This window comes from Bacillus sp. FJAT-27225, from assembly GCF_001685025.1.
Classification (GTDB): domain Bacteria; phylum Bacillota; class Bacilli; order Bacillales; family Cytobacillaceae; genus Bacillus_D.
On sequence record NZ_MAYU01000025.1, the window covers coordinates 83,891 to 98,652 of the forward strand.

Annotated in this window: 13 protein-coding genes; 3 read left to right on the forward strand and 10 right to left on the reverse strand. The window is 41.3% G+C overall.

The window, feature by feature from the left end:
• Positions 1–165 precede the first annotated feature (165 nt).
• Entirely contained in the window at positions 166–1,218 is a 1,053-nt protein-coding gene (locus A8F94_RS22910; RefSeq protein WP_175384502.1) for a YeiH family protein, read from the reverse strand.
• 172 nt (positions 1,219–1,390) lie between these two features.
• Positions 1,391–2,542: a cysteine desulfurase family protein gene (locus A8F94_RS22915; protein ID WP_175384503.1), complete on the reverse strand. Its 1,152-nt coding sequence runs from the start codon at positions 2,540–2,542 to the stop codon at positions 1,391–1,393.
• Positions 2,543–3,627: 1,085 nt separating this feature from the next.
• Here A8F94_RS22915 and A8F94_RS22920 point away from each other — a divergent pair.
• On the forward strand, positions 3,628–4,803 hold the full coding sequence (locus A8F94_RS22920; RefSeq protein WP_066206280.1) for a NupC/NupG family nucleoside CNT transporter: 1,176 nt from the start codon (positions 3,628–3,630) through the stop codon (positions 4,801–4,803).
• Positions 4,804–4,860: 57 nt separating this feature from the next.
• Here A8F94_RS22920 and mnhG read toward each other — a convergent pair whose 3' ends face one another.
• From mnhG to A8F94_RS22955, 7 genes are all read right to left on the reverse strand, one after another.
• Positions 4,861–5,211: a monovalent cation/H(+) antiporter subunit G gene (gene mnhG / locus A8F94_RS22925; RefSeq protein WP_066206283.1), complete on the reverse strand. Its 351-nt coding sequence runs from the start codon at positions 5,209–5,211 to the stop codon at positions 4,861–4,863.
• Entirely contained in the window at positions 5,189–5,473 is a 285-nt protein-coding gene (locus A8F94_RS22930; protein ID WP_066206285.1) for a Na(+)/H(+) antiporter subunit F1, read from the reverse strand. The genes mnhG and A8F94_RS22930 overlap by 23 nt, the downstream gene beginning before the upstream one ends.
• Positions 5,473–5,949, reverse strand: a complete 477-nt coding sequence (locus tag A8F94_RS22935; RefSeq protein WP_066206288.1) for a Na+/H+ antiporter subunit E — start codon at positions 5,947–5,949, stop codon at positions 5,473–5,475. Before A8F94_RS22935 ends, A8F94_RS22930 begins: the two co-directional genes overlap by 1 nt.
• Positions 5,950–6,071: 122 nt before the next feature.
• Positions 6,072–7,553, reverse strand: a complete 1,482-nt coding sequence (locus A8F94_RS22940; RefSeq protein WP_066206289.1) for a Na+/H+ antiporter subunit D — start codon at positions 7,551–7,553, stop codon at positions 6,072–6,074.
• Positions 7,546–7,884: a Na(+)/H(+) antiporter subunit C gene (locus tag A8F94_RS22945; RefSeq protein ID WP_066206291.1), complete on the reverse strand. Its 339-nt coding sequence runs from the start codon at positions 7,882–7,884 to the stop codon at positions 7,546–7,548. The genes A8F94_RS22940 and A8F94_RS22945 overlap by 8 nt, the downstream gene beginning before the upstream one ends.
• Position 7,885: 1 nt before the next feature.
• Positions 7,886–8,311 carry a Na(+)/H(+) antiporter subunit B gene (locus A8F94_RS22950; RefSeq protein WP_066206297.1) on the reverse strand — a complete coding sequence of 142 codons (426 nt, stop codon included), beginning with the start codon at positions 8,309–8,311 and terminating at the stop codon, positions 7,886–7,888.
• The gene (locus A8F94_RS22955) at positions 8,295–10,709 is read right to left on the reverse strand and encodes a Na+/H+ antiporter subunit A (protein WP_139070164.1); all 2,415 of its coding nucleotides are present in this window, start codon (positions 10,707–10,709) and stop codon (positions 8,295–8,297) included. The genes A8F94_RS22950 and A8F94_RS22955 overlap by 17 nt, the downstream gene beginning before the upstream one ends.
• A gap of 173 nt (positions 10,710–10,882) precedes the next feature.
• Between A8F94_RS22955 and A8F94_RS22960 the strand changes: the two genes are divergently transcribed.
• Positions 10,883–11,569, forward strand: coding sequence for a universal stress protein (locus A8F94_RS22960; RefSeq protein ID WP_066206307.1), 687 nt, complete (start codon positions 10,883–10,885; stop codon positions 11,567–11,569).
• Between the two features lie 140 nt (positions 11,570–11,709).
• Here A8F94_RS22960 and A8F94_RS22965 read toward each other — a convergent pair whose 3' ends face one another.
• A complete protein-coding gene (locus tag A8F94_RS22965; protein WP_066206309.1) occupies positions 11,710–12,273 on the reverse strand; it encodes a tyrosine-type recombinase/integrase in 564 nt (187 codons plus the stop codon).
• Between the two features lie 455 nt (positions 12,274–12,728).
• Here A8F94_RS22965 and A8F94_RS22970 point away from each other — a divergent pair, with 455 nt between their 5' ends.
• A complete protein-coding gene (locus A8F94_RS22970; protein WP_066206311.1) occupies positions 12,729–14,678 on the forward strand; it encodes a glycoside hydrolase family 15 protein in 1,950 nt (649 codons plus the stop codon).
• Positions 14,679–14,762 lie beyond the last annotated feature (84 nt).

The window sequence follows — 14,762 nt, forward strand, 5'->3', positions numbered from 1 at the left end:
CTACCAATCCTTATTTCGTGGATTAATTAAAGGTTTGGAAGGGGCGAAAACGCCGCTAAAACTTAATAGGAGAAGAGAGCCAGTTTATCCGGTTACTGGCTCTCTTTTTATTGAATTTTAGTTTAAATTGTGAGTTCACAAAGACTCTATCCCTAGCATTGCCTTTTAGAACAACCACCCAGCCAATACAAAGCAGATGGTTCCCATTACTATCGAAGAAATTAGCCCAACAAATAGCGGGCGAAGCCCGACCGATTTTATTTTACGAATATCCGTTCCAAGCCCAACGCTCGCCATCACCATGAGTATAATGAATTTGGCTGCTGTCGATGTTGTATCGGTTAATACAGCGGGAAGGGGAAAGAGAGTGTTGAGAGCCGTTGCTCCAGCAAAGACAAGCACAAAATAAGGGAAAACCCTTGCTAAGTTAAACCGGTTATGCTCATTTTGTATGCCTTGGGACTTGACTGAGATCAAAATTGACAAAACAATCGCTGTTGGTACGAGCATCAGTGTTCGAATCAATTTAACAACAACCGATGTGTCTCCGGCAGCCGCGCTGTAGTTATATCCAGCGGCGACAACGGATGAAGTGTCGTGGATAGCTGTCCCAGCCCAAACACCGAATTGCTGGTCGGGCATGGATAGAAGACGCCCAATTAGCGGATAGACAAGAACCGCGAGAACATTAAAAGCAAAGATTGTATTGACTGCATACACAATTTCCTCGTCCTTTGCTTTGATGATTGGCCCTGAAGTCGCTATGGCAGTCGCCCCGCATATACCTGTCCCAAGGCTAATGAGCAGCGGAATATTTCCTTCGAGCTTTAATAGCCTGGCAATGAAATAGGTCAGAAAGATGCCAATCAAAACTGCAACGATGACAATGATAAGTGCGTTGAAGCCGAGGCTATAAATTTCAGAGAAACTATATCCGAATCCAAGAAGGATAATGGCCGCTTTGAGAAGCTTTTTTAATGTAAAATTGATGCCTTTATTAAACAATAAAGGAACCCCGGTAAATTGTTTGATAGCTACACCCAATATAACTGCAACCACCGCACCGCCGATGACCGGAAAGGCTTGTCCGAGCATGTGGGCAAAAATAGCAATAATTGCAGTTAGTAAAATACCTGGTAAATAGGATAATACGTTGTTTTTCCCGATAAATGAAAATCGAGTAGTAAATGAGTGTAGTGTATCATGCTGGCTCTTCAAGATTGGGACCTCCATTTGTCTTGTTGTGACTAAACATATGCCTTTTTTATCCTACCACCGGACAAACACTTTGACTAGCTTAACACACAATCATCAAGAACTTTCTCCATCTTAACAGTGGGAATGGTATTAACATCAGACTGTTTCCGGTTTTGGGCTATTTTGGTTGGCTTTAGCAACATGCTGTGTGTTCTTTTAAATTAACGTAAGTAGACAATTCTTTTATCAAGATATCAATCTCGGCTTTTGTATTTTCATAAGAAAAGCTAATGCGAAGGGCACTATCAGCCATTTCCCGGCTAAGGCCAAGCGATTCAAGTACTGAAGGACCGCGAGAATGGTTTGATTTACAGGAGGCTGCACTGGAGATACATATCCCTTTTTCGTCAAGAAATTCAATTACATTCTTACTGGTGTGGCCAGGAAGAGAGAGGTTGACGATATGGGGAGCTCCGTCAGTTGAGGAATTCAGTACTGCGCCGGGCAGGTGTTCTTTTAAAAATTTTTGGCAATAATTCCTTAACTCCGCCATATGAACAGCATTTCTTTCCATATTGTCAAAAGTGATCCGGGCGGCTTCACCGAATCCTGCTATGAAGGCAGTGTTTTCAGTTCCAGAGCGTAAGCCGCGTTCCTGGCCGCCGCCAAACATGATCGAAAAAATCTTTGTTCCCTTTTTGGCATACAAGGCACCGACACCCTTTGGACCGTGTATTTTATGCGCGCTTATACTAATTAAATCTGCTCCCAGGGTATCGACAGTGAACGGAAGTTTGCCGTACCCTTGAACCGCATCGCAATGAAGAAGGGCGGATGAATTCTTTGTGTCAATAATCTGTTTGATTATTTGTATCGGAAAAATATCCCCGGTTTCATTCTGAACGAGCATCGCACTAACAAGAACGGTCTCCTTGTTAATAACACGTTCCAATTCGTCTAAATTTAATTCCCCGTTTGCTGCAGGTATATATGAAACCTTCCAGCCTTGTTTTTTCAAGTCGCGAATAGTTTTCGTCACAGCGGGATGCTCGACCTCGGTGGTAATTATATGGTTGCCGATAGAGGAATTTGCCAGGCAAGCCCCTTTAATCGCGAGGTTGTCAGCTTCTGTTCCGCCGGAAGTAAAAAATAAATCATCCGGATCCGCACCAATTGTCCTCGCAATACGTCTCCTGGCTTTTTCGACTTCAAACTTGCTTTCCCTGCCAAGCCGATGAAGAGACGAGGGATTACCGTATTGATTGGTAAGCATGTCGACAATTTTATTGGTCACTTCCGGATAAGGCCTGGTCGTGGCGCTGTTATCCAAATAAATAACGGGCATTTCGCTCATCCTTCAAAATTAATGATTCTGGATTCATTGTATCAATCAAGCTAATAAAGAGTAAATGCTTCAATCAGTGAAAAGCTAAATCAATCGATACATTTTCCATGCAAAAAACGCCCACCAGCGTATCTGTCAATGCAGGAGTAAAAGGAAAGGGAAGTGCCACGGTATCCTAAACAAGTTCCACTTGTAACAGGTTGTCCCATAAGGTCGATTGCTGGCACACCTGGCCTATCTGCGGAATAATAGTATATTTGCTTAGCGGCTGCAGTCACAATAAGTGGCTGTTTTTTTATTTCGTTAAAATTTTCGTGTTGGGTGATGCTTTAAAGAGGAGTTGATTATGTCTAAAGTGTGAAATTCTCGGATATATGCTGAAATTCTCGGATATATTAAAATTTCCTCGGATAAGTAGCCGGAAGTCTCGGATATATTAAAAATTTCTCAGAGAAATAGTCGGAAAGAAGCCTCGGATAAATCTTAAGAACCGCCGATTAAGTTTAAAACTTAGGTTCCAACTAAACTTCGTTTTGCGCTCTGTTGATTGTACCCGGAGTAGAATACTCATTTGTAAATTCATCGCAATTTCTCTTGCCAGAGAAGATTACCCAACGTTCTCACGATGAGATCCAAAGACACCAAGGGGGGGGAGAAGAAAAGAAATGCCGAGGCGACTACTCAGCTCAGACGAATTCCTCATTAGCTAGTGCGTCCTTTTTCCTTGCGACGAATCTCGGAATAGCTGCCTATATGTACATTCGTTCCTTAAGATGTTTACATAATTTCTTGAAAGTCATAATTATTTACTTTTTTCATTTGTTTTCTGAATAATGGTAAAAATTCATGTTTTGTAAATATAAAAACTTTATTTTTGTTCAAATTTAATGTAACAAAAGTTCATTATTGTGATATAGTTATTTTGCAATAACAATTATATGAAAGCGCTGACACCGTCAAAACGGAATAAAGGGTGATTTTTCATAGGTTTTTTGGAAAACTACTAACAGACTGTTCTAAGTGTAATCGAATACCAAACACTTTTGGCCATCGATATAACAGTAAGTTTTTTAGGGGGTAAAAAAATGTCAATCTTTATTGGTATCATAGGAATCATTGTTTTACTGTTTGTTGGATGGGCAATGTCTAACGATAAGAAAAACATTAACTATCGTGCTGTAGGCATAATGCTGGCTGTCCAGCTCTTCATAGCATGGTTTATGCTAAATACGTCAGTGGGGCGAAAAGTTCTCCAAAAAATCGTAGATGTTTTTAATAAGGTTCTCTCCTTCGGCCATGAAGGAATTGCGTTCGTTTTTGGTGATTTATCAACAAAAGGCTATTTCTTCGTAGATGTACTTATGATGATTGTTTTCGTTTCCGCATTACTGTCAATATTAACGTATACAAAAATTTTGCCGCTTGCGATTAAATATATAGGCGGAGCAGTTGCGAAAATCACTGGATTGCCTAAGGTTGAATCATTTGTCGCAGTCAACTCGATGGTGTTTGGTGATACAACTGCGATTCTTTCTGTAAAATCCCAGTTGCACAAGCTTTCTCCCAACCGTCTGTTTATTGTAGTAACCTCATCTCTCGTTGCGGTATCTTGTTCGATCTTGGGCGCTTATATGCAAATGATTCCAGCCGAGTTTGTACTCGTTGCCTTGCCAATAAACGTTTTCTCTGGATTGATTCTTTCTTCGATGGTTTGTCCTGTTACAAAGGAAGAAGATGAAGATATTGAAATAAAAGAAATGATTCCTGAAAAATCTTTGTTTGAAGCAATTGGAAACGGTGCTTTAATTGGCGGTAAGACAGCCTTAATTGTTGGCGCAATGTTGATAACTTACATTGGCTTGCTTGCAATGCTGAACTATGTTCTTGATGGAGTAGTAGGGATGACCTTCCAGGAACTGCTCGGTTATATATTTGCCCCAGTTGCCTTCATAATGGGAGTTCCGACTTCTGAGATTGTAACAGCGGGTTCAATTATGGGAACAAAGGTTGCTGCAAACGAATTTGTTGCCATGCTTGATTTTATGAAAATTATCCCTGATATGAATCCTAAGACTGTCGGTATTGTTTCAGCATTCCTTATCTCATTTGCGAACTTTTCTTCGATTGGTATTATCCTTGGGACTGTACAGGCGATCAATGCTGAAAAGGCTAGCGAGCTCGCTAAGGTAGGCTTAAAGGTATTGTTTGTTGCTACATTGGGATCAGTATTAACTGGTACGATTGTAGGATTGTTCTTGTAATTAAAAATATAATAAGAAAATGCGGTCCCAAAAGGGCCGCATTTTCTATTTGTATCATTAACTTTCTCGTACTTCGTTGCGTTTTTGCTTAATTGTAGATTCAGCCAGTTCAACATTTGTCTTGTAAGCAGCCCTTGAAATTAAGTGAGCCGAAACAGGGGCGGTCAGGAAGACGAAAAATATTCCAAGAAATAACCTTATGCTGAAATAGCCTTCATTAAAAAGAAAAAATATAAACGTACCAACCAGTGTAAACAATACGCCAAGGGTTGTGCTTTTGGAAGCAGCATGAGAGCGGGTATAAACATCGGGCAGGCGGAGTAATCCGATGGCACTCAGGAAAGTAATGATGGTACCGGCTAAAATCAGAAAAGCTGCAAACATCTCACTGAGAGTGTTTGGATTCAATGGCTACACCCCTTTCAAGGAATCTTGCAAATGCAAATGTTCCAATGAACGATAAAATTCCTATCAGTAATATTACTTCAAAAAACGCATGGGTTCTAAGGATGACCGAGGTTATTGCAACACCTGAAATTAAATTGATGCCAATGGCATCCAACGCCTGGATACGGTCAGGAATAGACGGTCCCATTATTAGTCGATAGACAGAAGCCAGTATTGAAAAAGTAAGAAAAACTAAGGAAATTTTCAATATTAAGTCGAACATTACCGGGTCACCTTCTTTATTGAGTTTTCAAACCGTACTTTTGAATTTTTGATTGCATCTGGCGATTCCGAAATATCCAATGCATGAATAAGAAACGTCTTGCCGTCCTCAGAAATATTAATAACAACAGAACCTGGGGTTAATGTTAAAAGCAGGGCAAGAAGAGTCACCTCAGCATCAGTTTCAAGGTCTGTATCAAGTGTAAAAACTCCTGGAGTAATATTCAGTTTCGGCTTTATTATATGATGTATTACTGTATAGCTCGAAGTGAAAAGCTCCTGTATGAAAACAAAAAATAACTTTAGGATATTTATAAAAGTTATTATATAAAAAGTTTGCGGAAGAAAACGGCGCATAAGAAACAAAACAACCATTCCGGCAAAATAGCCGCTTATAAATGTCAGGCCGCTCCAATCATCCTGGAAACCCGTCCATAGCGATGCAATAAATAAATTAATTAATACCTGTATGGCCATAAAAACCACCCCTTCCTGCGATTACCTTAGATTGGACATAGGGATTAAGTGCGAACAGTTGAAATATGGGGAAATTCCCTGTCACCTTTCCATACTTGGGTCTCTCTATTAAAGGGAATCCCTTATTCCGTTCCGAGTACTGCATCAATATAATATGAAGGATCAGCCAAGCTTTCAACAGCCAGCGCAGCAAACGAATGAATTCCTTCCGCGCCAAGCCCTATTGCAACCGTTAGTATAGTCAGGCAAGCAATCGGAAGCAGCAAGCGGCTTTTAATACCTTTCTCATTATCCCCGTTAATATGGAAGTCACCCCAAAAGCCATTCATGAAAATTTTCATGACGGAATAAAGTGCCATAAGACTAGTAATAAGGCCGATGGCTCCAAGCCAGTAATACCCTGATGCAAATGTGCCTTCCGTAATATAAACCTTTCCGATAAAACCGCTAAGTGGCGGAATTCCGGATAATGACAAAGCGGCTACAAAAAACATCCATCCCAAATAAGGATAGTTTTGTATTAAGCCGCTGAAGTCCCTTAGTTTTGATGATCCTGTTATCGCAATGACAGTACCGCCAATTAGGAAGAGGAGGGCTTTAATAACCATGTCATGAATAAGGTAGAATACTGCGCCTGTTAATCCCTCAGGCGTACTGGATGCCAGCCCGGCGATTATGAATCCAACACCAAGAATCACATTATAGGTCAGGATTTTTTTAATATCCCAATAGGCAATTGCACCAATTGCGCCTAATAGCATTGTCAAGGCACTCATGATTCCAATAATAAGATGCGTCGTTTCAGGCTCATGATAAAAGATGAGTGTGAAAATCCTGAAAATAGAATAAATCCCAACCTTGGTAAGAAGTGCGGCAAATATTGCTGCAATTGCTGTTGGCGGGGCACTGTATGACCCCGGAAGCCAAAAGAATAAAAACAACCCTGCCTTCAGGCTAAACACAATCAAGAATAGAAGCGAGATAGCTGTCAAAAGACCGTTCTGCCCAGCCTCTGCAACCCTGACAGACAGGTGGGCAAAATTCAATGTACCCAACGTTGCATATAAGTAAGAAACTGCTACCAGAAAAAGAAGGGAAGAAATTAGATTTACTAGAACATATTTAACCGATTCACGCAGCTGCGTTCTCGTACCCCCAAGCGAAATCAACACATAAGAAGAAATCAGCATGACTTCAAAGCAGACGAAGAGATTGAATATATCTCCAGTAATAAATGAACCATTTACCCCGGTTAGCAAGAATAAAAATAGCGGGTAAAAATAGTGCAATTCCCGGTCTTTTCCGATGGAACTGAAGGCGTATAGAAGGCATAACAGACCTACTACACTGGTAGTGAGCAATAGAAGGGCCGAGAACATATCGGCTGCAAAGCTTACTCCGAATGGTGCTTCCCATCCGCCAAGATGAAGCACTTGAATGCCTTCGTTATATATTTGATGAATTAATATAGCCGAAACGGTCCCAGTACCCAGGATTGCCAGGATACCCAAGAACCTTTGAAGCATTATTTTTTTTCTCATGATGACCATGACCATCCCGGTAATTAACGGGATAATAATGGGGAAAATAAGCAAATTATTCATTTTCATTACCTCGCATTTGTTCCGTGTCATCTGTGCCTAGAACCTTGTACGAACGATAGCTAAGGACAAGGAAAAGGGCGGTCGTTGCAAAATTGATGACAATTGCGGTAAGGATTAGGGCTTGCGGTAGAGGATCTGTAAATGTATCCGCTCCAAAGTCTAAAAGCGGTACACCTCCTGTTTTTAAGCCACCCATCGTTATGATAAGCAAATTGACCGCGTGGCTGAGGACAGAAGTACCCAAAATAATTCTCAGGAGATTTTTTGTTAAAAGCAAATATGTTCCTATAGTAAAAAGAATTCCGACAAGAACCGACATCATTGTTTCCATATTATCGATCCTCGCTTATCGTCGTAATAATTGTCATGGCCGTTCCGATTACAGCCAGGGCCACTCCAAGGTCGAAAATCGTCGCTGTTGCCAGTTCGGTTTTTCCGAAGATCGGAAGGTGGAAATAATCAAAAGCCTGTGTCAGGAAAGGTTTATTAAAAAATATACTTGCCAATCCAGTCAATACAGCGATCAATACTCCTACTGCAGCCAAAGCTTTATAATCAACTGGAAGATTTTCCTTCACAGATTCAATATCATAAGTCAAAAACAGAAGGGTAATGGCAGTGGCAAGCGCCAGTCCGCCAATAAATCCTCCCCCAGGATAATGGTGCCCTGATAAGAATAGGTTGACAGCAAAGGTGAGAATAATGACAACCGCAACTCGAGTGACAGTCCTGAGGATGACATCATTTAGATTTTTCATTGTTCTCACTCCTGTTCAGTTCAAGTTTAATTAGCGTAAAGACTCCAAGCGCTGCTATTGTGAGAACAGCTATTTCCATCATCGTATCAATTCCGCGGAAATCAACCAGAATCGCATTTACAATATTCTTGGCGCCGGCAAGCTCATAGGAATCCCCATAATAGCTGGAAATCGGTTCAAATAGCCTGTTGCCATTGGCTGATAGAGCAAACAGGGTTACAGTCAGTCCGACACCCAGCGATATAATCAGGTTCAATGGTTTAAACGGAATCCGGCCGCTGCCTTTGAAATGTTTCGGCAGGTGGTAATAACATAGCAGGAATAGTGCGGTTGTTACCGTTTCTACCACCAATTGTGTCAATGCCAAATCAGGAGCCCTGAAAACGACAAATAGCATTGAAACGAGGTAGCCCAACCCGCCAAGGGCAAGAATGGCGATCATTCTTGACTTTGCAAACAGAACCGCAATTGCCAAAGCCAGTGCGGACACTGCAAGTGCACCTTCGAATAAAGAAACCGATGCATTCATTGTTGCATGAACTGTAAGCCTGTTTGAGACCAGCAAAGCCCCTCCCGCAAGCAATATGAAAAATGCAAAGATATAGGTAAGATAATCTTTTATATTGCCGGTCATATATCGATTGGTCACGAAACGAGAAATTTCCTCCCCACGCTCAAGGGCCACATCGTAGAAATGATTCAATGTCAGCGACTGCGGATAGTTCCACAGAATCGATACCCATTTTTTCAAGTATAAATAGAGCAGGATTCCAAAAGCCACAACACCTATTGTCATGAACAATTCCGCATTAGGGCCATGCCAGGCGCTGATTTCCTTATTAAAGGCGCTTTCCGGCATTCCCGGCAAAACAGCGTGAGACGCTGGCTGCAGCAAAGCAGTTGAAAGAGCATTTGGAAAGAAGAAAATGCCTACTACAAAAATGGCCAGCACAATTGGCGGGATTAGCATCCCAATTGGAGCTTCGTGAGGCTTTTTATCCAATTTCTCGGGTTTGTATTTTCCTCTAAAAGGTTTAAATACTAAAATCATACAGTAAACGAACGTGAATACACTGGCCACCCATGCAATGAAAGGGAAAAGAATCCCAAAGGTATCCATATTAAAAATAGACATTCCGCCAGCATTCAGCGCTCCGGTAAAGAACATCTCCTTACTTAAAAAGCCGTTAAATGGAGGAAGTCCAGCCATCGAAAAAGCTCCAATTACAGCTAAAGTAAAAGATACGGGCATGATTTGCATCAAACCGCCCAGCTTCCTGACATCACGAGTACCGGTTTCATGGTCAATAATTCCGACAACCATAAAAAGGGCACCTTTAAAGGTTGAATGGTTAATTAGATGAAAGATTGCAGCCAGGACAGCAACTGCATACACTGAAGAATCCTCGCCCCCAGTAAAATATAGTGCCGCGGACCCCATGCCAAACAAACTCATGATGAGCCCCAATTGGCTGATTGTCGAGTAGGCAAGAAGTGCTTTCAAATCGGTCTGTTTCACCGCGTTTAATGAGCCATACAGCAACGTGACAAGCCCTGTTCCAGAAACGAGCCAGAACCATTCAGCCTCTCCTCCAAAAATAGGCGTGAAACGCGCTACTAAATAGATGCCTGCCTTTACCATAGTAGCTGAATGGAGATAGGCACTGATCGGCGTAGGGGCTTCCATCGCGCCAGGAAGCCAAATGCTGAACGGAAACTGGGCTGATTTTGTAAAAGCGCCAAGCAGAATGAGTACCATTGCAGGCAAAAACAAGCCATGGGCAGTAATATCATCAACCTGGCCAATCATTTCCCGAATGCTGTAGGTTCCGGTAATCATTGATAGCATAATAAAACCGGCAAGAGCAGCAAAACCCCCGGAAATCGTAATCATCATCGATTTTTGAGCTCCATAGCGAGAGCGTTCACGCTGGTACCAATAAGCAATTAATAAAAAGGAAGAAATGCTCGTCAATTCCCAAAAAACATAAAGTACAAGGATATTGTCCGAGAAGACCACCCCAAGCATTGCACCCATAAACAGCATTAAATACACATAGAAATTATCAAGGGCTTCCCTATCCTTGGCCATATAGTAAATAGAATAAAGGATAACGAGCGCGCCTATCCCAGTAATCAACAAACCAAAAATCAAGCTAAGCCCATCGATAAATAGGGTAAAGTTTATCCCAAAGGACGGCATCCAGGGAACCGAACTTATGAGGTTCTCGCCTTTAGAGATAGGAGAGATAAAACGGAGCAAATATAGAAAGATGACTGTTGGTATGAATAAAACAAACCATCCAGTATGTATCCGCGGAACAAAAAATTTGTATAATAAAGGTACAAATAGTGCGAATATAAAAGGAAGTAAAATCATCAAGTGTAGAGTATGCAATGGAACCGCCTCCTTTAAAAAATTTTGAAAAAGATAGTAAGATTTCCTGCAGTTGGTTGAGAGCTTCGTGAATCATTGGGATTGACTACCGTTCGGCCTTAAGATATAGTCATACAGAGCCTTATATTCAATATTGGTTAAGAACTTCATATCTATTCCGAGGTGACATTAAAGTGAAAAAAATCAAAGGGCGCATGGACGAAAGCATCCTCGTCTGTGTATATTATGGTCCAAATGGTGAACGGCTCATCCAGCGCGGCTGCAAGATTGCCAATATGCTGGACTGCCCGCTATATATTTTGACCGTAGACCCAAAGCCTTTCAGCGAAATGGATGCAGAAAAATCCCATTACATTTCCAGATGGAAACAAATAGCGGAAGCCCATGGTGCTGACTCATTCATATTGATGGATGATGAGAAAAGGCCTGTTACAAAGGTCATTGCACAAGTAGCCAGAGAAAAGCAAGTAACACAAATTATTTTGGGCCAAACCGCTCAAAGCAGGTGGGAACAAATTGCTAAAGGGTCGATTATCAACTCTTTACTTAGAGAAGTTCCGTTTGTGGATTTGCATATCATTTCAGTTTCCCGATATTTAAAAGAAACCGAAGGCCACTTTGAAAAAGGTGTCCGGGCGTATTTAGTTAAAGATCATCAAAATTATAGGATGATCTTCAAGCATACAAAGGATGTTTTGTATGAAGGAATTTTCTTCAAGGAACAGGGAACGGATTTCAACACAGGAGTATTCAAATTTATGAAAGATAATCAAACTCTTCACGTCCATGTAACAGACGATATGGTTTCTGAACTTGAAGAGGTTGATATGGATATGGAACTCCGCGAAGAAGAAGAATAACGAATGATTGGACCTCTGCCACCATTGGCGGAGGTTTTTTACATCATCCATAAGAGTAAGATGAAATGTAGTTGAGTCCGGCCAAGGAGCAAACGGGCAAAATTGAGAGGAAGGCTTCTAAAAACCATTTTTTCCAACAATTATAAGTTTACATCCACCCTTATTAAATGATCATCATCACTATCAATTCCGATGTACTTCAGTGTTTCCTTTGGGCTGTGGTGGTTAAAAACCGCCATTAAAATCGAAATCGCTATACCCTTCCGATAAGCATGATATCCGAACGTCTTTCTTAATGTATGAGTTCCAATTTTCCCTGTAACCCCAACCTTTTTTGCGGCATGGTTGATAATCCTATACGCCTGCTGCCGGGTGATGGGAAGCTCATTTTTTTTAGATTTAAACAAATAATCGCTTTCCCTGAACGGGTATTGCTTAAAATACAATTCCAGTTCATTCCGAATACTGTTGTTTAAATAAAATGCCTTGGGAGCCTCGCTTTCGTCATCTTGGATATATAAAAATTCCTTAATGGATTGACCGTCCCAAACATCCTCAACCTTTAGGGATAGTAAATCACTTACTCTTATCCCTGTATTAATTCCGAACACAAACAACAATACGTCTCGTTGGGAATTCTCCCTTAATTCTTCTTTAATGGCATTAATCCGATCAATTTCTCTTATAGGGTCAACATATTCCACAGGAAGTCCTCCTAATGTAACATAAAATGATTTTAACATGAGTTATGTAACATTGACAAAAGATAAGGGTATAAATATTATCTTTTTTTAAATTTAATTTTAGTATTTTAACCTATGGCCCTTCGCTTTCCTAAGATGTCCACAAATGTAGTTTTGCCACTTTTGGATGTTTTTTAAAGGATAAATATGTTGGAGAACAGTACATATTTTGGTGTAAATAATAACCAGGACTAGTTGGGAGTTATTTGAAAGCTGAAATGACGAAACTTCTCTTTTCTTCGGAAGAGTATCGAATCATGCTAGGACGATATGTTCGTTTTGTTCATCAAATATGGGGTAAGTGTGAAAGAGATAATGATAGAGAGCTATAATGGACTCATGTTTTACTCAATTTTATGATAGGGTATGTTTTTTACAGACAAACCTTAAATTCACCCTTACCAGGAGTGACACGGATGAGAAAGAAACCTTATTTAATTGATGGATTGATAGGAAACTCAAAAATGCTGGCTTCTTTGACAAAAGATGGCCAACTTCAAAGATTGAATTGGCCCAGAATCGATTTCCCGCAGCACCTTAATAATTTTTATACAGGCATTTATGGATATGACTCTGAAAAACCTGCCTGTTTCATGCACGAGGATGGCTGGACATATGAACAAAAGTATGATGGGAACACAAATATTCTCGTTACAGTCGGGACTAATACGACAATGGAAATTGAAATAAAGCAGGTAGATTTTGTCGTTCCGGGGATGGACGTCCTTGTCCGTGATTACACGATTACGAATCTTGCGGACACAGCAAGGGACTTAACCTTTATCGTATATTCCGATTTCACTATAGATGACAGGGAGCGGTTCAACACTGTTTTATACAATCGTGAAGAGGATTGTCTTGTCCACTACCATAGAAACTATTCGTTTGCGGTCGGAAGCAGCATTGGAACTACGCATTATCAATGCGGGCAGGCTTTGGCATCCGCTAAAGATAATAAATTGAGTGGCCGCGAAGTAATGAACAAGACGGATGGTGCGCTTTCCTGGAGCCTCGGCACAGTAGAAGCCGGCGAGAAAAAGCAATTGGCATTATTTATTGCTGCTGGTTTTTCAAAGGACAAATCAGCTGAAACATTAGCTGAAGCTAAAAGAGCCGGTACAGATAAACTGTACAAACTGACGGTCAGTTATTGGGAGGAATACCTGGCCCAGGCTGCACCACTGGACATAAAGGATAATGAAGTTAAGAATGTCTACATTCGGTCCTTGTTAACGTTCAAGCTATTGAACGATGATGTGAGGGGCAATTTCATTGCGGGGCCTGAGGTTGATGAAGATTATGATTATTCGGGCGGCTATGCTTATTGCTGGGGAAGGGATGCTGCATATATTGCGACAGCAGTAGACCAGGCTGGTTATCATGAACTGGTTTCGAAATTTTACTATTCAACTATCGACACTCAAGGGAAAGACGGAGCATGGGATCAACGCCATTACATAGATGGTGTCCTGGCGCCAACCTGGGGACTTCAGATAGATGAAACTGGTTCCATTCTTTGGGGCATCCATGAACATTATGTACTTTCTGGGGATGAGGAGTTTATCCAAACGATTTGGCCTTCAGTTGAAAAGGGAGCGAATTTCCTGAATTCGTTCATAGACCCTGAAACGAATCTGCCGCTTCCGAGTATGGACCTGTGGGAGAAACGCAGCGGTGAGCATCTGTATTCTGCTGCCGCTGTTTATGGGGGCCTGGCCGGTTCGGCGAAGATTGCCAGAAAGTTCAACCGGCATGACTTGGCCGACAAGTGGGAAAGGACAGCCGAACGAATGAAGCAAACGGTTCTAGAAACCTGCTGGAACGAAGAAACGGGATCCTTCCTGCGGGCTTTGAAGCTTGCTGTTGATGAAGGAATGTATATAGAGTTGAACGAAGCTGGGAAAGAGACCTTCATCGAAACCAATTCTAAAGGATATCAAACATTTAGGGTTATGAAGGATCCGGTTATTGATATCAGTCTCCTGGGGCTAAATGTTCCTTTTAATATGATTGATGAGAATGATGAACGAATGGTCAAGACGGCTGAAACAATTGAGAGGTTTCTCACCTCGCCGAATGTAGGTGGAATTGAACGATTTATCGGTGATATATATATCGGCGGGAATCCATGGATTATTTCAACGCTCTGGCTTGCACTTTATTATGCGAAAATAGGCCGATTTGAGAAAGCCAGGGATTACCTCGAGTGGTCTGTAATACATGCCAATCATCTCGGGTTGCTTCCGGAACAGATTGATAAAAGAACCGGGGATCCAGCCTGGGTCATGCCTCTCACCTGGTCACATGCCATGTTTGTGCTCACAGTCGTTGCCTTAGAGAAACAAGGTGAATTAAATGTACAATAATCCTGCGAGTTTCGCAGGATTATTTTTGTAAGCAAACCAATCCGACTCGGTGTATTTGTATTTTTCTCTTCATACAATTTACAC